The 20,890-nt window shown below is 41.6% G+C and carries 23 protein-coding genes and 4 tRNA genes; 17 read left to right on the forward strand and 10 right to left on the reverse strand.

Annotated elements, in window-relative coordinates; all coding sequences use genetic code 11:
- The first annotated feature begins 3 nt into the window (after window positions 1–3).
- From opp1C to SULBA_RS00210, 8 genes are all read left to right on the forward strand, one after another.
- Window positions 4–825: a nickel/cobalt ABC transporter permease gene (opp1C, locus tag SULBA_RS00175; RefSeq protein ID WP_014768256.1), complete on the forward strand. Its 822-nt coding sequence runs from the start codon at window positions 4–6 to the stop codon at window positions 823–825.
- The gene (locus SULBA_RS00180; protein ID WP_014768257.1) at window positions 822–1,640 is read left to right on the forward strand and encodes an ABC transporter ATP-binding protein; all 819 of its coding nucleotides are present in this window, start codon (window positions 822–824) and stop codon (window positions 1,638–1,640) included. Before opp1C ends, SULBA_RS00180 begins: the two co-directional genes overlap by 4 nt.
- Complete coding sequence (locus tag SULBA_RS00185) at window positions 1,634–2,398, forward strand: ABC transporter ATP-binding protein (protein ID WP_014768258.1); 765 nt, start codon at window positions 1,634–1,636, stop codon at window positions 2,396–2,398. The genes SULBA_RS00180 and SULBA_RS00185 overlap by 7 nt, the downstream gene beginning before the upstream one ends.
- A 9-nt stretch (window positions 2,399–2,407) precedes the next feature.
- Window positions 2,408–3,721 (forward strand): MATE family efflux transporter, encoded by a 1,314-nt coding sequence (locus SULBA_RS00190; RefSeq protein ID WP_014768259.1) that lies wholly within the window; start codon window positions 2,408–2,410, stop codon window positions 3,719–3,721.
- Between the two features lie 192 nt (window positions 3,722–3,913).
- Entirely contained in the window at window positions 3,914–4,978 is a 1,065-nt protein-coding gene (gene yedE, locus SULBA_RS00195; protein WP_014768260.1) for a YedE family putative selenium transporter, read from the forward strand.
- Between the two features lie 3 nt (window positions 4,979–4,981).
- On the forward strand, window positions 4,982–5,194 hold the full coding sequence (locus SULBA_RS00200) for a sulfurtransferase TusA family protein (RefSeq protein WP_014768261.1): 213 nt from the start codon (window positions 4,982–4,984) through the stop codon (window positions 5,192–5,194).
- Window positions 5,191–6,333 carry an aminotransferase class V-fold PLP-dependent enzyme gene (locus SULBA_RS00205; protein WP_014768262.1) on the forward strand — a complete coding sequence of 381 codons (1,143 nt, stop codon included), beginning with the start codon at window positions 5,191–5,193 and terminating at the stop codon, window positions 6,331–6,333. Before SULBA_RS00200 ends, SULBA_RS00205 begins: the two co-directional genes overlap by 4 nt.
- 11 nt (window positions 6,334–6,344) lie before the next feature.
- Complete coding sequence (locus tag SULBA_RS00210; protein WP_245391418.1) at window positions 6,345–6,548, forward strand: putative Se/S carrier protein; 204 nt, start codon at window positions 6,345–6,347, stop codon at window positions 6,546–6,548.
- 10 nt (window positions 6,549–6,558) lie between these two features.
- On the opposite strand, the gene SULBA_RS00215 is transcribed toward SULBA_RS00210, so the two are convergent.
- From SULBA_RS00215 to amrA, 4 genes are all read right to left on the reverse strand, one after another.
- The gene (locus SULBA_RS00215) at window positions 6,559–7,173 is read right to left on the reverse strand and encodes a class I SAM-dependent DNA methyltransferase (RefSeq protein ID WP_014768264.1); all 615 of its coding nucleotides are present in this window, start codon (window positions 7,171–7,173) and stop codon (window positions 6,559–6,561) included.
- A gap of 114 nt (window positions 7,174–7,287) precedes the next feature.
- Window positions 7,288–8,088 carry an AmmeMemoRadiSam system protein B gene (gene amrB / locus SULBA_RS00220; protein ID WP_014768265.1) on the reverse strand — a complete coding sequence of 267 codons (801 nt, stop codon included), beginning with the start codon at window positions 8,086–8,088 and terminating at the stop codon, window positions 7,288–7,290.
- Window positions 8,081–9,070 carry an AmmeMemoRadiSam system radical SAM enzyme gene (gene amrS / locus SULBA_RS00225; protein ID WP_014768266.1) on the reverse strand — a complete coding sequence of 330 codons (990 nt, stop codon included), beginning with the start codon at window positions 9,068–9,070 and terminating at the stop codon, window positions 8,081–8,083. The genes amrB and amrS overlap by 8 nt, the downstream gene beginning before the upstream one ends.
- Window positions 9,070–9,612: an AmmeMemoRadiSam system protein A gene (gene amrA / locus SULBA_RS00230; protein WP_014768267.1), complete on the reverse strand. Its 543-nt coding sequence runs from the start codon at window positions 9,610–9,612 to the stop codon at window positions 9,070–9,072. Before amrA ends, amrS begins: the two co-directional genes overlap by 1 nt.
- A 91-nt stretch (window positions 9,613–9,703) precedes the next feature.
- On the opposite strand from amrA, the gene SULBA_RS00235 reads away from it, so the two are divergent.
- Genes SULBA_RS00235 through SULBA_RS00245 form a run of 3 tightly spaced genes read left to right on the forward strand, consistent with a single transcriptional unit; the run spans window position 9,704 to window position 11,888 of the window.
- Window positions 9,704–10,102, forward strand: a complete 399-nt coding sequence (locus SULBA_RS00235) for a hypothetical protein (protein ID WP_014768268.1) — start codon at window positions 9,704–9,706, stop codon at window positions 10,100–10,102.
- Between the two features lie 51 nt (window positions 10,103–10,153).
- Window positions 10,154–10,954 carry an AraC family transcriptional regulator gene (locus SULBA_RS00240; RefSeq protein WP_014768269.1) on the forward strand — a complete coding sequence of 267 codons (801 nt, stop codon included), beginning with the start codon at window positions 10,154–10,156 and terminating at the stop codon, window positions 10,952–10,954.
- Between the two features lie 37 nt (window positions 10,955–10,991).
- Entirely contained in the window at window positions 10,992–11,888 is an 897-nt protein-coding gene (locus tag SULBA_RS00245; protein ID WP_014768270.1) for a DMT family transporter, read from the forward strand.
- Here SULBA_RS00245 and SULBA_RS00250 read toward each other — a convergent pair.
- Complete coding sequence (locus tag SULBA_RS00250) at window positions 11,854–12,426, reverse strand: YqiA/YcfP family alpha/beta fold hydrolase (protein ID WP_014768271.1); 573 nt, start codon at window positions 12,424–12,426, stop codon at window positions 11,854–11,856. The two genes, SULBA_RS00245 and SULBA_RS00250, sit on opposite strands and share 35 nt — an antisense overlap.
- A 198-nt stretch (window positions 12,427–12,624) precedes the next feature.
- Here SULBA_RS00250 and SULBA_RS00255 point away from each other — a divergent pair, with 198 nt between their 5' ends.
- Both SULBA_RS00255 and SULBA_RS00260 read left to right on the forward strand, forming a co-directional pair.
- Complete coding sequence (locus SULBA_RS00255) at window positions 12,625–12,909, forward strand: hypothetical protein (RefSeq protein ID WP_014768272.1); 285 nt, start codon at window positions 12,625–12,627, stop codon at window positions 12,907–12,909.
- Complete coding sequence (locus SULBA_RS00260; RefSeq protein WP_014768273.1) at window positions 12,910–14,994, forward strand: molybdopterin oxidoreductase family protein; 2,085 nt, start codon at window positions 12,910–12,912, stop codon at window positions 14,992–14,994.
- Window positions 14,995–15,030: 36 nt separating this feature from the next.
- Here the strand turns inward: SULBA_RS00260 and SULBA_RS00265 are convergent.
- The 4 genes from SULBA_RS00265 to SULBA_RS00280 all read right to left on the reverse strand — a co-directional run bounded on the left by SULBA_RS00265 (window position 15,031) and on the right by SULBA_RS00280 (window position 15,431).
- Window positions 15,031–15,118 (reverse strand) — tRNA-Ser (locus SULBA_RS00265).
- 32 nt (window positions 15,119–15,150) lie between these two features.
- A tRNA-Cys gene (locus SULBA_RS00270) sits at window positions 15,151–15,224 on the reverse strand.
- Between the two features lie 20 nt (window positions 15,225–15,244).
- Window positions 15,245–15,332 (reverse strand) — tRNA-Leu (locus SULBA_RS00275).
- A gap of 24 nt (window positions 15,333–15,356) precedes the next feature.
- Window positions 15,357–15,431, reverse strand: a tRNA-Gly gene (locus SULBA_RS00280).
- 129 nt (window positions 15,432–15,560) lie between these two features.
- On the opposite strand from SULBA_RS00280, the gene ilvD reads away from it, so the two are divergent.
- The 3 genes from ilvD to SULBA_RS00295 are packed head-to-tail and all read left to right on the forward strand — an operon-like array spanning window position 15,561 to window position 18,103.
- On the forward strand, window positions 15,561–17,240 hold the full coding sequence (gene ilvD, locus SULBA_RS00285; RefSeq protein WP_014768274.1) for a dihydroxy-acid dehydratase: 1,680 nt from the start codon (window positions 15,561–15,563) through the stop codon (window positions 17,238–17,240).
- Window positions 17,237–17,878 carry a MarC family protein gene (locus SULBA_RS00290; RefSeq protein ID WP_014768275.1) on the forward strand — a complete coding sequence of 214 codons (642 nt, stop codon included), beginning with the start codon at window positions 17,237–17,239 and terminating at the stop codon, window positions 17,876–17,878. The genes ilvD and SULBA_RS00290 overlap by 4 nt, the downstream gene beginning before the upstream one ends.
- 12 nt (window positions 17,879–17,890) lie before the next feature.
- Window positions 17,891–18,103, forward strand: a complete 213-nt coding sequence (locus tag SULBA_RS00295) for a hypothetical protein (RefSeq protein ID WP_014768276.1) — start codon at window positions 17,891–17,893, stop codon at window positions 18,101–18,103.
- A 9-nt stretch (window positions 18,104–18,112) separates the two neighbouring features.
- Here the strand turns inward: SULBA_RS00295 and SULBA_RS00300 are convergent, their stop codons facing one another.
- On the reverse strand, window positions 18,113–19,786 hold the full coding sequence (locus tag SULBA_RS00300; RefSeq protein ID WP_014768277.1) for a methyl-accepting chemotaxis protein: 1,674 nt from the start codon (window positions 19,784–19,786) through the stop codon (window positions 18,113–18,115).
- 183 nt (window positions 19,787–19,969) lie between these two features.
- Between SULBA_RS00300 and galU the strand changes: the two genes are divergently transcribed.
- Window positions 19,970–20,839, forward strand: coding sequence for a UTP--glucose-1-phosphate uridylyltransferase GalU (galU, locus tag SULBA_RS00305; protein WP_014768278.1), 870 nt, complete (start codon window positions 19,970–19,972; stop codon window positions 20,837–20,839).
- Window positions 20,840–20,890: the final 51 nt, after the last annotated feature.

Consider the following 20,890-nt stretch of genomic DNA (forward strand, 5'->3'; position numbering starts at 1 on the left):
GCGATGAGACGATTTGTGGAGGATAAGTTAGGACTTTTAGCGCTTGCTATTTTGTGTACCGTGATGATTATGGGCATTTTTGCGCCTGTGTTTAGTTTACATGACCCTTTGGAGCAAAACATTGCTTTTAAGTTTGCAGGGATGTCATGGGAATACCCGTTTGGAACCGATCATTTAGGGCGTTGTATCTATGCACGTCTTATTTTTGGGATTCGCAATACCGTCTTTTTAGCGGTCTTAACGATGGTGTGTACCATAAGTATCGGGGTTTTTATTGGTGTTATCTCTGGGTATTACAAAGGCGTGGTCGATGAGATGATTATGCGTTTTTGCGATGTCATGCTCTCTTTCCCTAGTCAAGTGATGATTTTAGCCATTGTGGGTGTTTTGGGTGTGGGGATGGAAAATATCATCATCGCCAATATTGTCATTAAATGGACATGGTATGCGAGGATGATACGAGGTATGGTGGCAGGGTATAACTATAAAAATTATGTGCTTTACGCCAAAACCATTGGTAAGAGTGATCGTTTTATTATCTCTCGTCATCTTCTTCCCAATATCTCCTCTGAAATTATTGTTTTGGCAACCTTGGATATGGGCTGGGTGATTATTAATATCTCCATGCTCTCCTTTTTAGGCCTTGGCATTCAGCCACCGTTTCCAGAATGGGGTGCGATGCTGAATGAAGCCAAAAATGTGTTGATGTCTAACCCCTCACAAATGATAGCCCCAGGGGTTGCCATTTTGGTGGTGGTGGCTAGTTTTAACATTTTGGGCGATTCTTTGCGTGATATGTTAGCGCCTAAAGGAAGTATGAAATGATCATTGACGTTAAAAACCTGAGTGTGTATGCCCGTAGTAAATCAGGAGGCTTTCCGCTGGTCAAAGAGGTCAATTTTTCGCTTCATGCCAATGAATGCTTAGGCATTTTAGGAGAATCTGGTAGTGGAAAAAGCATTACATGTAAAGCGGTGATGGGATTGTTGGATGAGCGTTTTGAGGTTCAAGGTGAAGTTTTTTTTAATGGCAGAGATATTTTAAAAATGTCCGCGAAAGAGAAATCGCTTCTACGAGGAAAAGAGATGTGTATGATTATTCAAAATCCTATGACGGCGTTTAATCCACTCTTTAGCATCGAAAATCAACTCCTAGAAACACTCTCTACGCATTTACATGTAAAGGATAACAAGAGCCTTTTAGCACTGATTTTAGAGGCGTTTGAAAAGATGAATTTGCATGAGGGTGAAGCGATTTTGAAAAAATATCCCCATCAGCTCAGCGGTGGAATGTTGCAACGCATTATGATTGCTTTGTGCATTGCACTGAATCCCTCTGTCATTATTGCCGATGAGCCTACCACGGCGATTGATGTGATTAATCAAGTGGAAGTGATTAATGAGCTTAAAAAAGTAAGAGAGCTGTTTCACACGGCGATGATTTTTATTTCGCATGATTTAAGTATTCTCAGTCAAATATCCGATAAAATGATGGTCATGCATCAAGGCAGTATTGTGGAGAGAGGTGTGGCAAAAGAGATTATTTTTAATCCCAAAGAAGCCCCTACCAAAGAGCTTATCTCCACACGTTTAAAGCTCATTGAGGCATTTAGAGGATGTGTACAGGAGTGTGTATGTTAGTGGTTGAGGGCATTGTCAAAGGGTACAAAGAGTCTCATGGGCTTTTTAAAAAGAGTCACAAAGCGGTTTTAAAAGGGGTCTCTTTAGCGGTAAAACAAGGTGAATGCGTTGGGCTCATTGGTGAGTCTGGCAGTGGCAAAAGCACACTGGGCAAGATTATTTTAGGCATTGAAACCGCTGATGCAGGCACCATCTCTTTCAATGGTAAAACCTCAAAAAAAGCCTATGAAAAAGAGATAAGTGTCGTTTTTCAAGATTACACCAGCTCGGTAAACCCTCGCTTTCGTGTGACAGATGTCATTGGGGAAGCCCTGGGTGAGAGCATTACATGTAAGAACGAAAAACGTGCTTATATACTCTCTTTGCTTGAAGAAGTGGGGCTTTCTGAAGCGTTTAGTGAGCGGTATGCGCATGAGCTAAGTGGCGGTCAGCTTCAAAGAGTCTGCATTGCCCGTGCAATTGCTACTAAACCAAAATTTATTTTACTCGATGAAGCGGTGAGCTCTTTGGATGTTTCCGTGCAATTGCAAATTTTAGAATTGCTTAAAAATTTGAAAGAAAAACACAACCTCTCTTATCTTTTCATCACGCATGATGTGATGTGTGTGACTTATTTGTGCGATAGGGTCATCTTTTTTAAAGAGGGCGAATGTGTGGAGAGTGTGGAGAAAATGGAAGATTTAAAGCATATTTCCCATCCCTATTCGGTTTCACTCTTAAAGGCGGTAGAAGCGCTTGAAATTCCTGATTTTTGTTAAGGGTTTGATGTGAATTATAAAGAGTATTTAACGATTGCGATTCCCTTTGTCCTCTCAACCGTGACCCAGCCACTTTTAGGTGCGGTGGATACGGCGGTGATTGGGCGTTTGGGCGATGCCTCGTATGTGGGTGGCGTTGCCATTGGTACGGTTATTTTTAACACGATGTATTGGTTGTTTGGGTTTTTACGTGTGGGAACTTCAGGCTTTTCGTCACAGTCTTTGGGCAGTGGCAGTGAAAAAGAGGCGCATTTTGCTTATTTTCGACCTGCTGTGATTGCGGTGTGCATCAGCGCTGTTTTTATGCTTTTACAACGCCCCATTATTGAGGGTGCTTTTTCCTTATATGCACCAGATGAAAGGGTATTGCAAAGTGCAAACGACTATTTTGATGTGCTGATTTGGGGTGCACCGTTTGTGCTGTTGGGGTATGTGAATTTAGGCTGGATTATGGGGCGAAAGCTTATTAAAGAGACGATGATTTTACAAATTTCAACCAATGTTATCAATATTGTCTTGGATATTCTCTTTGTGTTTTATTTCGATATGGGCGTCAAAGGTGTGGCGTACGCAACCTTGATCGCTCAGAGTTACGGGTTTGTGCTTGGAGGATGGATTATTTTGACACACCTCTCTTTCAAACGCCTTTTGCTCTTCAAAGCGGAGATCCTCAATAAAGCAGAGCTTAAAAAAATCATGGGGGTTAATGCGGATTTGATGATTCGCACCGTCTGTTTATTGGTCATGACCAATATGTTTGTGGCACGAGGCAATCGTTTTGGGGTTGATATTTTAGCGGCAAATGCCATTTTATTTCAAATCCAATACATCATCTGTTATCTATTTGATGGTTTATCCAATGCTTCGAGTATTTTTGCAGGGCGAGCCATTGGGGCAAAAAATGTGTCACAGTTTAAAGAAACCTTTCATATCTCCAACGTGATGATAGCAGGATTGAGCGTGCTTTTAGCCCTGCTTTTAGCCTTGATTCCTGAGCCAATTGTCGGGCTTTTCACCGATATAGAAACGGTAAAGCGCTTGTGCATGGACTATATGGCGTGGCTCATTCTTTTCCCTTTTACCATTGGTATTGGGCTTGTCTACTATGGTATTTTTACAGGCGCAACCTTTACCCATCCTATTCGTGATTCGATGGTTGCGGCATTGGTGGTCTTTTTAGGCGCTTATTTTCTTTTTATTCCCTATTTTGACAATCACGGCTTATGGTTAGCGTTTATTCTTTTTAGCATGACACGAAGCCTCTATTTGTATCAGGCACAAAAGCGTTTGCAAGAACGCTATTTTCCCTCTTTAACAGCTTAAAAGAATCTCAAACATCGTTACATGTAAGGGTGTTTGAGTCTTTAAGACCGTGCGTTTATTTGGCATGTATTCAAGTTTCATTTAGTAAAAATAGTATATGATTTGGTATTTAATAATCTTCATTAATAAAGTGCTAAGGTTTAGCAAACACGCTTACTTCAATGTAAAATTCACATTTTTAAGGTTTTTAGTATGGTTAGAAAATTGGCGTATTGGCCTATCGTGGCTGGTGTCATTTTTGGTGTTGTAGCACCCTTATTGGCAAAATTTGGCAATCCTGGCAATATGGGTATGTGTGCGGCGTGCTTCTTGCGTGATATTTCAGGTGCCCTTGGCTTTCACAGTGCGGCGATTGTGCAGTACATTCGTCCTGAAATTATCGGGCTTATTTTGGGGGCATTTGTCTCCTCCTTTTTGTTTAAAGAGTTTAAGCCTCGTGCAGGTTCTGCGCCCTTAGCTCGTTTTTTCTTAGGTGTTTTTGCGATGATAGGTGCTTTGGTCTTTTTGGGGTGTCCGTGGCGTATGTTTTTACGTCTCTCTGCAGGGGATTGGACAGCACTTGCTGGACTTGCGGGGCTAATTGTAGGCATTTTAATAGGTATCTACTTTTTCAAAAAAGGCTTCTCTCTTGGACGTAACCGCCCAGCTCATCCTCTCGTAGGTTACATCATGCCTCTTTTTGGTGTGGTGCTTTTTGCACTATTGCTGTGGGGCATGTATGGTGAAGCGACTCCTGTGAAATTCTCTACCAAAGGGCCAGGCTCAATGTACGCTCCTTTACTTCTTTCACTGGGTGCGGGACTTCTTTTGGGATTTGTCTTTCAAAAAAGCCGTTTTTGTACCATCGCAGCTGTTCGTGATACCGTGCTTCTTAAAGAGACGCATATTTTACAAGGCTTGCTAGCGTTTGTCCTCTTAGCGTTCATTACCAACATGCTTTTGGGTCAGTTTCATGCGGGATTTGAAAAACAGCCTATCGCACACAACGATGCCTTGTGGAACTTTTTGGGTATGGTACTCTCAGGTTTAGCACTGACTTTGGTGGGAGGTTGTCCTGGTCGTCAGCTGGTTTTAAGTGGTGAGGGTGACAGCGATGCGGGCGTTTTTGTGATGGGTCTTTTAGTGGGTGCGGGTGTTGCACACAATTTTGCCCTAGCGAGTTCACCTGCTGGTATTGGTGCGAATGCGCCGTTTATGGTTTTTGCGGGATTGATTTTTTGTATCGTTTTAGGCGTTTTTGCCAAAGAGAGGAGATAAGTTATGCAAACCATTGATGTACGAGGGCTCTCATGCCCTTCGCCTGTATTAGAAGTCAAACAAGCCATGGATAGAGGCGTTAAGAGCCTCAAGGTTTTAGCCGATTGTGGTACCGCAACGGAGAACATTACCCGTTTTGCACACAATACTAACTACAGCGTGGATGTCAAAACATTGGATGATGGTACGACAGAGTTTACATTAAACGCTCAATGATTTACCTCGATAATGCCGCTACTACGTTTCCAAAGCCTCCTGATGTGACGGAGGCTTTGGTTTCTTTTATGACCCACTCGGGTGCTAATCCAGGGCGTAGTGCGCACACACTGTCCATCGAATCAGCAACGATTATGTTTCAGTGTCGTAAAGCGCTCTCAAAGCTTATTGGGCAGAAGGATTTTTTGCGCACTTTTTTTACCATGAATGCAACCATGGCAATCAACACCTGTTTGTACGGACTCTTAAAAGAGGGAGACGTGGTCTTAACCACCTCTTTGGAACACAATGCCTTGATGCGCCCTCTTCGTATGTTGGAGAAAACCAGAGGCATTAAACTTCGCTTCATTCCCTCAGATGTTACATGTAAACTCGATACCAAAACCGCCAAAGCCTTATCGCATGGGGTGAAGCTCATTGCCTGTGTGCATGGAAACAATGTTACGGGCGCTCTGATGCCTTTGGATTTTTTTGCTACATTAGCGAAGGAATCAGGGGCGTATCTGCTGGTAGATGCTTCGCAAAGTGCGGGTTTGGTGGAAATAGATATGGAGAAAGAGGGCATTGATATGCTCTGTGCTTCGGCGCACAAAGGACTTTATGCTCCCATGGGACTTGGTTTTTTCTCGCTCTCTTCACGCATGGATGCGTTAGAGAGTTTTATGCAAGGAGGCACAGGCAGTAGAAGTGAAGAGGAGATACAGCCTGAACTTTTCCCTGATAAGTATGAGAGTGGCACACCCAATATGCCAGCCATTGCGGGACTTTTGGGCGCACTGAAATGGAGAGAAAGTATAGGGTATGAGGCGATGTATGCCCATGAGATACGCCATAGAACACAGCTTAAAGAGGCACTGAAAGCTTTAGATTCTGTGGTTGTATGCGATGTGTATGAAGCATATGCCACCACAGGCGTTTTGTCGTGGTATCCTAAAAATGAGAGCCTTTCACGTGTCGCCCAAACACTCAATAACCAGTATGGCATTTTAACCAGAGTGGGTCTGCACTGCTCCCCTGCGACGCACAAAAGCATCGGCACCTTGCCACAGGGTGGAACCATTCGCTTTTCACCCTCTTTTTTCACCACCGATGAAGAGATAGAAAGCGTTATTTGGGCGATACGGGAGATGGGGCTGTGAGAGGTTATTTTTTGCTGTTTACTACCTCAAGTGCGCTGTATGCCCATGAACTTTTAAAAGAGATGGAAGCATACAAGGTCGCATTAGTCCCCACACCCAGAGAATTTTCCAGCGACTGTGGCATGGCAGTTTACATCGAGGGAGAAAGTATTGAGGCGGCGATGTACTGCTTGGATGAACACCGCATAGAGTACGAATTTAACGATGCTAAATAAAAAGTGTTTTCTAAGGTTTTTGTGCTGTTAATAAGAAAACAGGATACTCTCCATAAGGTTTCTTCACCACATTCACAATTTCAATGCTGACATTTTCAAACCCCGCTTTGTGTGCAAGACTTGCAAATTCGCTTTGGTCAAATCCAAAATGAAAAACGCCTGTGTCTTCCGTGTGAAAACTACCATCTTCTTTATCTAAGTCAGCTAAGGCAATCATTCCTTTGTTGTTTAAGAGGCGATGAAATTTATGAAAAAGGGCTTGTACATCTTCCACATGATGAATGGTCATAGAGGAGACAATGCCATCAAAACGCTCTTCAAGCTCTGTATTGACCAAGTCCAGTTCTAGCATCGCAAGTTCACATGCTAGTTTTTCTTGTTTACTACGGAGGACTTGATTCATGGACGCAGAAATATCAACCGTTGTAATTTTGCGAACAAAGGGAGCTATTTGCTCTGTCAAAAGCCCTGTACCTGAGCCAAAATCCATCACGTGTGTTTGTGTTTTATCAAAGGGGAGCCTCTCCAAAATCGCTTCACCAATATTCTTGACATTATTGGTGCGTGAAGCTTCCTTTTCATACTGATGAGATTTTTTATGAAAATAATCTTTTTTAACGTGCATAAACAACCTTTGAGACAAGATGTTGGAGTATAACATAGGCCAATAAGGAAAAAAATTAACCACACAAGGTAGATGGAAGACTTAATAACTTTATGTGCTTTGGTATTAACACTTTTATGTGGCGCATCCCAGTACAAAGGAGGTATAACCTACGACACGACTGGCATCGCCACTGCGTGCATAGCTGGTACGGTAATCTAAAAAATAAGGCTTAAATGCGTGCAGACGTGCACTGTGTACCAATGCTTTAACGCCTAGCTTTCCGCAGGCTTCACAGTTTTCAAGCGCATGAAGGTCTAAGGTGTTGATAGCGTTGATGCAGAACGTATCACGTCTATTGGCTTCTTCTTCGGTATGAAAGTGACTCAGGTCTGTACTGATGACAATGAGTGTTTTGTCATCCTTAAGCACCTCGTTAATTAAAGAAGAGAGCTCCCCATAGGTAATATCTCCATAGACGATTTCAACGACGTTTGCCTTTTTAAAGTAGTGATGAATGAAGGGCATTTGTACTTCAGTGGAGTGCTCTTCGTGCGCATTGGGGTGAAAGTCTAAAAAGGCAAATTTTTTTTGAAGCGCATGCGCATAACTTAGGTCTATGGTGATGTCACCGCAGGGCGTATGGTATGCATCAAAAAAGGCGATGGAAGCGCCCGCTATGTAAACACGATGGCTTGGGCCAATAACAACCACTCGTTCAATATCACAGCGCCTTGAAGCTGTATAGGCATACGCAAGATTCGCAGTGTATCCACTGTAAATGTAGCCAGCATGCGGAACAATGAGCGCACGAGGGAAGAGATCCTGTGTGAATGTGGGAGTTGCTTTATCAAAATGGCTAATGTAGTGTTTCAGTTCGCTGCAATTATCAGGGTAAAACATGCCAGCAACCGAGGCTTTTCGGTATTTATGCATCAAAGACTCCTGCGAGTTTGGTGTTGCAAGTAGGACAGTGCCCCTCTACGAGATGGTTTTCCATCACCTCAAACCCTCTTCGTTCTATCAAAACAGCATTACATGTAGCGCACCGTGTTGGATTCTCACGTCCGACATTACCGAGGTAGATGTGTTTGAGTCCTGCTTTATAACCGATAGCTTCGGCACGTTTTAGTGTTTCGATGGAGGTTGAGGGAAGTCCTTGCTCATGATAATCAGGGTGAAAGGCGCTGATATGCCATGGTGTTTCGTTGCCTAATTCCTTTGCAATAAAGGAAGCAATAGCGCCCAGCTCTTCGTCGGAGTCGTTTTTGGTAGGAACGATAAGCGTGGTGATTTCCAACCAAATGTCATTGCGCTTGAAGTACTTGAGGTTTTCTAAAACGGTTTCAAGATTGCCGCCTAAGACTTTCTTGTAGTAGTCGTGGTTAAAAGATTTTAAATCAATATTGACCGAATCCATGATGCCTACCATATCATCCATAACTTCGTGCGATGCAAATCCGTTGCTTACAAAAATATTTTTAATACCGCTTTTGTGTGCTAAAAGCGCTATATCGTGGGCATAAGGATAAAAAATAGTGGGTTCATTGTAGGTATAGGCAATAGACGCACAGTCGTATTTAAGTGCCATCTCGACAACGTTCATAGGGGCTACATACTCTTTTGTATGAAGGTTTTTTTCTTGTGAAATGCGCCAGTTTTGGCAAAAAGGGCACACAAAGTTACAGCCAATTGTTCCTAGAGAGAGTGCTCTGGTGTCGGGCAAAAAATGATAAAGCGGTTTTTTCTCCACAGGGTCTACATGTAAAACGACAGGATGTGCGTATACGAGATTTTCAATGTGCATGCCCACACGTTTATTGACACCGCATATGCCACACTGCCCCTCCTTCAAGCGACAGTAGTGTGCACACAGTAAGCAAACCAGACGTGAGCCCTCTGTTTTAAAATAGTCCATTACTCGACCTTTTCAACCTTGTAACGCCAAATATTCGGATGCTTTTCTAGGCACAAAGCATCCAGCCCAGCTTTTTGACATAAATGTGAAAAAAAGTGTTCAAAGCTAGGAAGTTCTTCCCAAACTTTGGGTAAAAATGTGGCTTTTTTCCCATTTTTTTCTAAGATAATCCCATCTTCACCTATGATGATTTTCGACTTTAAATCATCAATAGTACTGTATTCAATAATTTCTGGGGTACTTAAGAGCGAAACTTCTATCTTTACATGTAAAAACTCTTCTGAGTTTAAAGGATGAAAGCGTGCGTCATCAAAGGCTGCTGCTTTGGCATTATAAATGATGTCATCTAGCAACGAGCGATGCGCAATCAGTGAGCCAATACACCCTCGAAGTTCTCCGTACAAGCTCAGTGTGACAAAGGTGGCTTTGGGATTAGAGAGTTGAGGAAAACGCTCAAGAAGAGACTCTTTATCTAAGGTTGACGTATAATTTAACCCATCGTAAATCGCTTGTTTGGCAATGGTGAGAATAATCTCTTTCATGGTAACTCCTTTGGTAGGATTATTATAGAACAAAGTTTTACATGTAATGCTAAAAATGGTACACTTTGCCTTTCTTTTAAAGGAGTTTTGAATGAAACATTTCAGCATTTTAATACTTTTCGCTACCCTTTTTTCAGGGTGTAGTATGAGCTTTAATTACACATTTTGGAGTCAAAAAGCACCTGAGCCAACAGTAGCAGTGGTGAAAGAGATGAAAATAGCGCCTGCCAATCCTTTGTTAATGTACGAGCTTGACATCACAGACCGTCCGTACACCAGTTTAGGTGAAATAGAAGTAAGTCTCACTAAACTTAATCCATGGGGCAAAGAACCCACCAAAGAAGAAGCTGAAGCCAAACTCAAAGAAGAAGGCTTGAAAAAAGGAGCCGATGCGCTTATTTTCGTACGGTATGAAAAAGTTGGCGTCTCTTACAATCGTTGGAGTGGGATAGCAGCACACGCACACGCAGTCAAATTTACACGCTATTAAAAGCGCAATTTTGTACTATTTTTACATGTACAGTTGTGTTAGACTGATTCCATGAAAGCTTCTCTTTTACGTGATACTATTTTTGAGAACATTACAAACTCAAATGGGCAGTTTAGCAACCATTTTCATGATACGTATACGATTGGACTTACGCATGATGGCATGTTTAAGTCTATTCGTGCGCACAAGGCTTCTTTAGCCTATTCGTATTCTACACGCATTATTAATCCTGGTGAAGTGCATTGTGGCGATTCTCACGCATGGCAGTACACGAACTTTTATCCTAGCGTTGCGCTTTTAACCAATCTTTATGAGCAGATGTATGGTGAGACGAAAATACCAATGTTTGAAAAGCATATTATTCAAGATGATGAGCTGTATCAAAGATTGGTTCTTTTCTTTCGCAGTGTATATCAGCACGAAGAGCCTTTACTGATTGAGTCAAAACTTATTGATGCACTGAGTTATCTTATAGCGCATTACACTCAAAAATCTCTGCCTTCTCTTTTTACATGTAAAGATAAAAAGAGCTTTTCTATGGTGGTAGACTATATCCATGCTCACTTGGATGGTGATATTTCTCTTGATGATCTCTCTTATGTTGCAAAGATGAGCAAGTACCATTTTTTAAGGCTTTTTAAAAATCATATAGGCTTGAGTCCGCACCAATACATTATGGCAGAACGTACGTATAAAGCAAAAACACTGATACTTAAAGGTGAATCACTTTCGCTTGCGGGACTTCAAGCAGGCTTTAGCGACCAGTCCCATTTTATCCGCTCGTTTCGTAAGATTTATGGCTATTCGCCCAAAACGCTCCTTCAAAAAAGCAATTTTATTCTATACCCTTGAGTCAAAAAAGAGTACACTTTCGCTTCAAGGAGTCCTTATGAACAACAAAAATATTTTTTATGTTTTACTCTTTTTTGGCATGATAGCATGGGGTGGTTCATGGGTGAATGTGAAAGTTTTGGGAAGCTATATCAGTGCGTATGAGATGATTTTGATGCGTTTTGGCATTACCGCACTTACGATGGTTCCCATTATCATCTGGTTAAAGCACTCCTTTAAAATCGACCTTAAAAGTTTGGGCTTGGTCACCCTCGTCTCCATCACGCTCATTTTTTATAACAAATACTACTATTTGGGAACAAAGTTTGGCACAGCCTCCCTGGGTGGTGCGATGGTGACGACACTCATTCCTATTTTAACCTTTGTTTTTTTAGCGCTTTTAGGCAGTAAAAAAGTGAGTAAAAAAGATGCCATAGCTCTCTTCATCGGAGCGATTGGGGTACTTACAATGATGCATATTTGGAGTTTCGATAGTACACGTATCTTTGTGATTCACAATCTTTACTTTTTACTTGCAGCGATTTTATGGGCGATTCTGACCATTATTAGTTCCAAATCAACCAAGATTTCGCCCATTGTTTTTACCTTTTACATGTACATTATCACGGTGGCTTTGGATTGGCTCTTTTTTGTGGATGTGCAAGCAATTGCCTTTGAGACGTTTGATGGCATTTTTTGGCTCAATATGGCGCTCATCTCCATCGCCGCTTCTACGTTTACCAATACCATCTACTTTTTGGGCATTGAAAAATTGGGTGCGGCAGAGGTGAGCTCCTTTGTCTTTTTGGTTCCTTTTTCAGCCATCATTTTAAGTGCTATTTTTCTAGGTGAAAAGCTTGATGTGTTTATTATTTTAGGAACGATTCTGACACTCTTTGCGGTGAAGATGCTTAATAATATTAGAGTGTTAAAGCGACGCCCAAAAAGCGTTTAATACTCTCAAAGTGGCGCTCAAGTCCCTCAAAACCGTGGGTGCCACCCTCTTCTAAGATGAGCTTTGCTCCTTCTAAAACATCAAGGGCTTCTTCGTAGTCTAAGACCTCATCGCCTTTTTGCAACAAAAGTAAAATATTTTCCACATTGGGCTCTTCGATTTCATAGCTCTCTAGCATCTCAAGATGCGATTCATTCCATTCGTAGCTGGAGTTATCGTAGTAGTTGACACCATGCCCAATGGCTCTCTCTAGCGTCTCAGGCGCATTGATGGCTGGGTTAATCAGCACGGTTTTAAGCGCGTACTTATCACCTAAATAAAGCGCATAGTAGCCACCCAGTGACGCACCAATAAGATAAACAGGCTCGCTGTCTTGATACGACTCGATAAGCTCACTGAGTGTTTTAATCGCCAAATCGGGAATGGTAGGCAGTGAGGGTGCAATAAAACGAATCTTATTCTCTTGGCAATACGCACGAAGCAATTTCGCCTTACTCGCCTCTCCGCTTGAGCCAAATCCGTGAATGTAAATAATCATGTTGAGCCTTTAAAAATTAACCAATAAATAAAGCACCAAAGGTGCGCGGGCTTTCTGCCAAAGAAAACTCAGTGTTAACGTAGTTTTCGAAGCTTTGCTTTGAAAACGTGTGGAGTGTTCGATTAAGAACTCTTCTAAATGGAGTATAGCAAAAGTTTCGTTAGGCTATAATACGCATAATTACTTAAAGAGGTTAGTATGAAATTAGAAGAATTGGAAGCTCGAAAAATCATTTTAATGGTGATGGGTGATAAGCGAACGATCACAAAAACCGATGCCGAGTTAGGGCTGATTTTGAAAAAAAGACTCACGAAAAAAGAGTGTGCTATTTTAAATGCAGAAGCCACAAAAAGCGATAAAAACGCTCTGATGAGTGAGCTTAAAATCGACGAAGCCCGTTATGAAGCCCTTAAAGCCAGTGCCATTAAAAAAATGAAAAATGAGTCTGTGCATGGAGATTTTTACTATACAAAGGGTGAATAAATGGAACATGTGGATGTGATTGATAGCGTGTGTACCTATTGTGGGGTTGGATGTGATATTAGTGCGAGTGTGAAAGAGAATAAAATCGTTGATATTTCAGCGCATCCTGAGGGAGTTGTGTCGCAAGGCAATTTATGTGTAAAGGGCAAATACGGGTATGCGTTTTTAGATGCGCATGACCGCTTAAGAGTACCTCGTATACGCAAACGGTTTTTAGAAGATAACCCTAAAATTTATGAAGCCATTGCGTTACATGTAAAAGAATTGGACTCTACATGGGTTGAAACCACGCTCGATGCTGCCACCACAGCGGCAAGCATGAAACTTCAAGAGATTCAAGAAAATTATGGGGCAAAAAGTATCTGCTCCATTGGAGGAGCTCGAACCTCGTGTGAGAGTTCGTATTTGCTTCAAAAATTCACCCGCCAAACGCTAGGCTCTCCACACGTAGACAACTGTGCACGCATTTGCCATGCACCAAGCCTTAAAGGGATGCGAACGACCATTGGTGAGGGGGCGGCAACCAATCCGTATAATGACATCTACAATGCCGAATTTATGATCGTGTTTGGTTCAAACACCACCGAAGCCCATCCTATTATTGCCAATCGTATTGTGGATGTGGCGGGTAAACATGATAATCTAGCTGTATTTGATGTGCGAGAAATTACCCTGCACCGCTTTGCTAAATACAAAGGGATTATTCCGCATGAAGCCAATTTACTCGTTTTAAATATGATGGCGTATGTCATCATCACCGAAGAGCTGTACAATGAGCACTTTTTAGCAGATAGAACCAAAGGATTTGAGGATTTTAAAGCAAAAATTCTAAATGATCCGTATGCGAATCCTAGCTATTTTGAGAAGCTTGAGGGGTATGAAAGCTTAAGTAAGCTTATTCCTAAAGTTGCCCGTGAGTATGCTCTGAAAAAGTCGATGATTTTTTGGGGTTTGGGTGTTACCGAACACATTGATGGCTCGTATGCAGTTATGGCGATTACCCATTTAGCCTTGATGACAGGTAATGTGGGAAAACAAGGTGCTGGGCTTATGCCCCTTCGTGGACAAAATAATGTTCAAGGTGCCTGTGATATGGGCATGCTTCCTTACTATGAGCCTGATTATCAAGTGCCAAAAGAGATAGGCTTAATGACCCCTCAATTGGTGGATGAAATGTTAGAGGGACGTATCAAAGCGGTGATGAATATGGGTGAAGATTTGACCCATGTTCACCCTAATAGCAATAAAATGAATCATGCACTCGATAAGGTAGAGTTCTTAATGGTGCAAGAACTTTTTATGACCGATATTGCCAAACGTGCGGATATTGTCATTGGAGTAAAATCAGCCTATGAAAAAACGGGCGTGTATGTGAATGCCATGCGCCGACTTCACCTTTCTCAACCGCTTGTTACATCGGATTTGCCTGATGATTGGGAAGTGATTAAGCTGGTGGCAAACAAAATGGGTGCCGCATATGCTTACGAAGATTCTAAGCAAATTTGGGATGAGGTGCGAGAAGTAGCGTACCGACGTTTTTCAGGTGCTAGCTATAACAGACTCGAGCGTCACCGCATTCGTGGGCTTCAATGGCCCGTTCACACGGAGGATACGCCTATTTTACATCAGCTAGACTTTAGAACGGAAGATGGTTATGGAGAGTTTCATTACCATCAATATGAACTAAGAGGGATGGTAGAAGAGTTACTAGAGAAGCGCTTAAGAGGGTATTATCTCACCACAGGCAGAACCCTATCTCAGTACAATAACGCTTCGCAGACCAGTCGCTGTGAAAAACTCAACAAACGCTATGATGAGACCATTTTACTTGTGCATGAAGATGACGCAAAAGATTTTACGAGTGATCGGGTGATGCTAAAAACTGCTTTTGGACAAAGCGCACCCATTAGCATTAAATTTACCGATAAAATAAAACCCAAAACACTGTTTTGTACTTTTCATCATGGAAAATCAGGCATTAATCGCCTCTTTGGCGATAAAAGCGATGTCTTTACGATGACTGCTGCATTTAAGTCCATTAAAGTGGAAATTATGAACGATGAAGATCCTAAAGATACTTTTTAAAAAAAGAGATAATTAAAGTGATTATTTTTAAAGGAGTGGCCGGGAGAGAGGGATTTGAACCCCCGGAGGTATTACCCTCAACGGTTTTCAAGACCGCCGCATTAAGCCGCTCTGCCATCTCCCGACAGATAAAGTAGTGATTGTAAAATTTTAAGGTGGAGGCGACACCCGGATTTGAACCGGGGATCAAGGCTTTGCAGGCCCATGCCTTACCGCTTGGCTATATCGCCGCCGAATCCATATAAAGTGGTGGTGCCCGGAGCCGGATTTGAACCGGCACAGGAAAAACTCCCGAGGGATTTTAAGTCCCTTGCGTCTACCAATTTCGCCATCCGGGCGACGCTTTTCTTTTTTATAACGTATGGAGCGGGAAACGAGGTTCGAACTCGCGACCCCGACCTTGGCAAGGTCGTGCTCTACCACTGAGCTATTCCCGCATCTAAAAAAGAGATGAGAGTATATCAATTTTTTTTTAAAATGTAAAGCTATTTTGAGAAATTCTTTTACATGTAATGTTTTTTAGGGTCGTTTTGCTATACTTTTGAAAAATTTTTAAGGATAAAATGATGCGTAGTGATCAGGTAAAAAAAGGGTATAACAGAGCGCCTCATCGAAGTTTGTTTCGAGCAACGGGGTTGAAGGATGAAGATTTTAGTAAGCCATTTATTGGGGTTGCCAATTCCTATATTGATATTATTCCTGGACACTTTTTTTTACATGAATACGGAGTGATTATTAAAGACGAGATTCGCAAAAATGGCTGTGTTCCCTTTGAATTTAACACCATTGGGGTAGATGATGGCATTGCAATGGGGCATGATGGCATGCTTTATTCACTTCCCAGTCGTGAGATTATTGCCAATTCAATTGAAACGATGATGAACGCACACAAGCTTGATGCGATGATTTGTATTCCAAACTGCGATAAAATTGTTCCAGGTATGATTATGGGTGCATTGCGTGTCAATGTTCCTACGGTTTTTGTGAGCGGTGGACCGATGAAAAAAGGGTACACCAAAGGGGGCAGTCCTATTGATTTAGCCACAGCATTTGAGGCTGTTGGAAAATTTGAAGCGGGTGAGATGAGCGAAGCAGAACTCAGTGACATTGAGTGCAATGCCTGTCCAAGTGGTGGTTCATGTTCGGGGATGTTTACGGCTAATAGTATGAATACACTCATGGAGGCGATGGGTATAGCATTACCTGGCAATGGAACAATTCCTGCCTTAACGCCTGAGCGTGAAGTGCTTATCCGTGCGGCAGCAAAACGTGTGTGTGAAATTGCCTTAGATGAGCGATTTAACATTCGTAACATTTTAAATGAAAAAGCCGTACGTAATGCCTTTGCAATCGATATGGCAATGGGTGGAAGTTCTAACACGGTGTTACATATGTTAGCCATTGCAAAAGAAGCTGGGGTGAACTTTAACATTAAAGATATTAACGAAATCAGCAAAAATATTTCACATATTGCAAAAATTTCTCCATCCCTTTCAACCGTGCATATGGAAGACATTAACCGAGCTGGCGGTGTGAGTGCGGTAATGAAAGAGGTGAGCCGTCGTGAGAATGGTATTTTGCATTTGGATAATTTAACGGTAACGGGCGAGAGCATGGGTGAACGCATTGCGCATGCAGAAATTAAAGATACCACGATTATTCATACCCTCGATAACCCCTATTCTAAAGTGGGGGGACTTGCTATTTTATTTGGTAATTTAGCCTTAGAGGGATGTGTGATTAAGACAGCAGGAATCACAGGTTCTCGTCATTTTATTGGTAAAGCGGTCTGTTTTGATTCGCAACAAGAGGCTATTTCTGGCATTATTGGTGGAAAAGTGCACAAAGGGGATGTGGTTGTGATTCGCTATGAGGGACCTCGTGGAGGTCCAGGTATGCAAGAGATGTTAACGCCTACAAGTTTAATTATGGGAATGGGTTTAGGTGCAGATGTTGCCCTCATTACTGATGGTCGTTTTAGTGGTGCTACCAGAGGGTTAAGTATTGGGCATGTGAGTCCTGAGGCGGCTGAGGGTGGACTGATAGGTTTGCTTAAGGATGGTGACACCATTCAGATTGATGTGGATGCCTATACCATTGAAGCACTCATTGATGAGGATGAACTTGCAAAACGTAAAGCGGTGTTTAAACCACACGTCAAAAAGATCGAGGGAAGTTGGTTAAAACAGTACCGTCAACTTGTGAGTAATGCAAGTCATGGGGCTGTGTTAAAGACGGGCGAATGATGGTCGATTTTTTTAATCTCCTGCTTCAATACACGATCACTATTATTGCTATTGTTGATCCTTTGGGGGTGAGTGCAATTATGCTCTCCCTTCTGCCTCAAAATACCACCAAAGAGCATATTAATAAGATTGCAGCCAAAGCGACGATGACTATTATCGTCGCTTTTTTTGTTGTCTTATTGAGTGGAAATTTTTTACTCAATCTTTTTGGCATTGAAATTGATTCGCTTAAAGTGATGGGTGGTATTATTTTGCTTTTAACGGCGATTAAAATGGTGCAAGGCTCTATGGAGTCTAAAAATCAAACGGAAGAAGAACGCCAAGAGGCAATTAAAAATGATGAATTTTCTATTATTCCTTTGGGCATTCCCATTACGTTTGGACCAGGTGTGTTTGCAACGATTATTATTTTGCGGGGAGAACATTTAGAAATGCTCTCTTTAAGTGCGTTAGTGTTAGCCTATTTGATTGTGGCATTAAGTGTCTATCTCGCCTTTAAAAACAGTATTTATATTCGTAAATATTTGGGTATCACGGGGCAGAAAATTGTGAGTCGTTTAATGGGGCTGATTGTAGGGGCTATTGCTGTGCAGTTTATTGTAGGTGGTGTGAGTGTGTTAGTGAAGCATTACATGTAAACAGGAGAAGAGATGAATCAAGGCGGTTGGAGCTGTCCGCACGATAGAGATGGGCTTTGTCATATCATCAAACAAGAGTGCGATCCTGGGCATAAAGGGTGCGTTTTGTATGGAAAAGTGAAATTTTCTTCACAAGAGAGTCCTTCGAATGAGGCATTTGAAAAACGAATGGAGCGTAGAATGCGTCAGTTTCTCAACAAAGAGGCACCGACACAAGAGCCATAATGGGTATCTCTAGCTATTAGGATTTGGTTTATACCCAATACGATACCCACCCCAATGACGCCCTTTGACATAAATAGGCATCGAAATATCGTGCATAACATTTCCATCTTCTCTACGATACGTTTGAAGCAGTACACGTTTTTCATGGTTTGCCCCTCGTACACCTTGGTCGGTGAAAATACGTTTTGAACGGTTACCAAAGAGGTCTTTTTGATAATCTCCCGTAAGCGCTGCACGTGCGTTATGAGTCGAGATATAGCCAGATTTATGTTGTGCAACCGAATAATAGGTATTGGTGTGCTCTTTGACAATTTTATCGACAATTTCAGGAAATGTTTGGTCAGTAAACGCATCGTAGCGTGTAGTGTATTTTTGTGGATTGGTGTTAGCGATGGGTTTAAAGTTGGTATCGAAAATATCATCAACACTTAGTTTACCACTTTCAATAGCACTTTCAAAAATCGCTTCAATACTCTTTTTTGCCCACAAACACAGTGTGTACATTTTTTCATGGTACTCATCCATCGCAAAGGCACTCAAGCTCTCATGTGCCGCTTCTGCCCCCGTGATGATGGCTTTGGTTTGCCCCGATATCTCTTTCATCTCTTTGGTGCCAGATTCGAGTTGTTCACTGATTTTGCCAATGGCATCTCGAATGGTTAAGAGTTGCTCAGAGTTGTAGTCCGAACTTTGAGCGATGGCGGAGATTTGTTCTTCAATTTTCTCGGCGTTGGTGATAAACAGTTTGATTTCATCACCGACGTGTTGCACTTTTTCACTGGCATGATTGACCTCATTTCGTAAGGCTTCAATGCTTGAAAAAACATCGTTGGTGTCTTGTTGAATCTGTTTGACAATGATGGTGACTTCGCCTGTGGATTTGGACGTACGCTCTGCCAAACTTCTCACCTCATCGGCAACAACAGCAAAGCCTCGCCCATGCTCCCCTGCACGTGCGGCTTCAATGGCGGCGTTGAGGGCTAACAGATTGGTTTGATCAGCAATATCATCAATGACGGTGGTGACATTTTGAATCGTGATAGATTTTTCACGTAAATCATTCACTTTTGAAGAGGCATCGGCGGTTTGGGTATTAATATTGCCCATCTTTTGGATGATTTCATTAAGCTCTTCAATGCTTTTTTTGCTCTCGCTCATGGAGAGTTTCGCAAAATTTGAAGCCTCTTGTGAATTAGTACTGACACGATTAACGTGTTCAAAAATATTTTGCGCTGAGGCTGAGATTTCTGAGATGCCTTGAGCTTTTTCTTCCAGTTTTTTTGACATGGCATCGATGGAAAACATCAGCTGTGCGGTCGCAATGGAGTTTTTACCTGCACTTTGGGAGTAGTTTTCGCTTAAGTGGGTGAGAATGCCGATGAGGTTGTAAATTTTTTGAAATAAAGCAGCGATAAAAGGGTAATTTTGACTTACATGTAAAAAGGTTTGTTTGCTTGCTTCACGTTCACTTTTTTCACGGACTTCTAGGTTTTCAATGGCTTTAAAAGCATTCTGCAAAGGTTTGAACAGTAAAAAATAAACACTCCCAAAAGCGCTTAAAAGAACTAGAAAACCTAGAAGTGCGATGATTGTAGTGTTGGAAATAAAATATGAAAGAGCAATCAGCCCTAAAAAAAGAAGACTAAAAAAGATAATGAGCTTTACAAAGTAGGCGTGTATCATGGTGTGAAACCTTTACATGTAAAAGTAGTTTAGGAATTTTCAGCGTATCAAATTTCGTATGATAATGGTATGAAATGACAAAACTAGACCCTCTTTTAAAGCAAAAAATGCGTATTTTTTACACGCATAGAAAAAAGCGAAAAATTAGGCTAAAATTTCACATAAAATTTTTAGGAGAATCGAGTGTCAAGTGCCTCAAAATACAGCAAAATTAATAATCTAAAATCCGTTAAAAAATGCCTCTTCCCAGCAGCAGGCTATGGAACACGTTTTCTTCCCGCAACCAAAGCAATGCCAAAAGAGATGTTGCCTGTTTTAACTAAACCTCTTATTCAATACGGTGTGGAAGAAGCTGTGAGTGCAGGTATTGACACGATGGCTATTGTAACAGGTCGTGGTAAAAGAGCCATTGAAGACCATTTTGACGTGAGCTATGAGCTTGAGCATCAAATTAAAGGAACCTCCAAAGAGAGTTACCTCACTGAAATTAGAAATTTGATTGATAATTGTACCTTTAGTTACACAAGACAAGTGGAGATGAAAGGATTAGGACATGCGATTTTAACGGGTAAAACACTGATTGGCGATGAACCATTTGCCGTTATTTTGGCAGATGATTTGTGTGACAATAATGAGGATGATCCTGTCTTAAAACAGATGGTTGAAGTGTATGAAAAATACCGTTGTTGCGTGGTCGCCATTGAAGAAGTGCCTAAAGAAGAGACCAATAAATACGGTGTGATTGATGGCAAAATTGTCGATGGCAATGAATCTGTGCTTCGTGTCTCTAACATGGTGGAAAAACCAGACCCAAAAGATGCACCCACCAATTTAGCAATTATTGGACGTTATATTTTAACCCCTGATATTTTTGAAGTGATTGAAAACACAAAGCCAGGCAAAGGTGGAGAAATCCAAATTACCGATGCTCTTTTGGAACTTGCCAAACAAGGCAAAGTCATTGCGTATAAATTCAATGGAAGACGATTTGACTGTGGTTCTATTGAAGGATTTGTTGAAGCGACTAACTACTTTCACAGCAAAACCAACTAAGCAGATAAACCCTTTATTATCTTAGTTGAGATATAATCTTTCCAAAAAAAT

Source organism: Sulfurospirillum barnesii SES-3 (genome assembly GCF_000265295.1).
GTDB classification, from domain to species: Bacteria; Campylobacterota; Campylobacteria; order Campylobacterales; family Sulfurospirillaceae; genus Sulfurospirillum; species Sulfurospirillum barnesii.

Bases quoted from the DNA above. Each gene is read 5' to 3' on its own strand.
- SULBA_RS00255 (WP_014768272.1), top strand. From the start codon at position 12,625: ATGAAATTAGAAGAATTGGAAGCTCGAAAAATCATTTTAATGGTGATG.
- yedE (WP_014768260.1), top strand. From the start codon at position 3,914: ATGGTTAGAAAATTGGCGTATTGGCCTATCGTGGCTGGTGTCATTTTT.
- SULBA_RS00300 (WP_014768277.1), bottom strand. From the start codon at position 19,786: ATGATACACGCCTACTTTGTAAAGCTCATTATCTTTTTTAGTCTTCTT.
- amrA (WP_014768267.1), bottom strand. From the start codon at position 9,612: ATGAAAGAGATTATTCTCACCATTGCCAAACAAGCGATTTACGATGGG.
- SULBA_RS00180 (WP_014768257.1), top strand. From the start codon at position 822: ATGATCATTGACGTTAAAAACCTGAGTGTGTATGCCCGTAGTAAATCA.
- SULBA_RS00200 (WP_014768261.1), top strand. From the start codon at position 4,982: ATGCAAACCATTGATGTACGAGGGCTCTCATGCCCTTCGCCTGTATTA.
- SULBA_RS00260 (WP_014768273.1), top strand. From the start codon at position 12,910: ATGGAACATGTGGATGTGATTGATAGCGTGTGTACCTATTGTGGGGTT.
- ilvD (WP_014768274.1), top strand. From the start codon at position 15,561: ATGCGTAGTGATCAGGTAAAAAAAGGGTATAACAGAGCGCCTCATCGA.
- SULBA_RS00245 (WP_014768270.1), top strand. From the start codon at position 10,992: ATGAACAACAAAAATATTTTTTATGTTTTACTCTTTTTTGGCATGATA.
- SULBA_RS00235 (WP_014768268.1), top strand. From the start codon at position 9,704: ATGAAACATTTCAGCATTTTAATACTTTTCGCTACCCTTTTTTCAGGG.
- SULBA_RS00290 (WP_014768275.1), top strand. From the start codon at position 17,237: ATGATGGTCGATTTTTTTAATCTCCTGCTTCAATACACGATCACTATT.
- amrS (WP_014768266.1), bottom strand. From the start codon at position 9,070: ATGGACTATTTTAAAACAGAGGGCTCACGTCTGGTTTGCTTACTGTGT.
- SULBA_RS00295 (WP_014768276.1), top strand. From the start codon at position 17,891: ATGAATCAAGGCGGTTGGAGCTGTCCGCACGATAGAGATGGGCTTTGT.
- opp1C (WP_014768256.1), top strand. From the start codon at position 4: ATGAGACGATTTGTGGAGGATAAGTTAGGACTTTTAGCGCTTGCTATT.
- SULBA_RS00185 (WP_014768258.1), top strand. From the start codon at position 1,634: ATGTTAGTGGTTGAGGGCATTGTCAAAGGGTACAAAGAGTCTCATGGG.
- amrB (WP_014768265.1), bottom strand. From the start codon at position 8,088: ATGCATAAATACCGAAAAGCCTCGGTTGCTGGCATGTTTTACCCTGAT.
- SULBA_RS00205 (WP_014768262.1), top strand. From the start codon at position 5,191: ATGATTTACCTCGATAATGCCGCTACTACGTTTCCAAAGCCTCCTGAT.
- SULBA_RS00250 (WP_014768271.1), bottom strand. From the start codon at position 12,426: ATGATTATTTACATTCACGGATTTGGCTCAAGCGGAGAGGCGAGTAAG.
- SULBA_RS00240 (WP_014768269.1), top strand. From the start codon at position 10,154: ATGAAAGCTTCTCTTTTACGTGATACTATTTTTGAGAACATTACAAAC.
- SULBA_RS00215 (WP_014768264.1), bottom strand. From the start codon at position 7,173: ATGCACGTTAAAAAAGATTATTTTCATAAAAAATCTCATCAGTATGAA.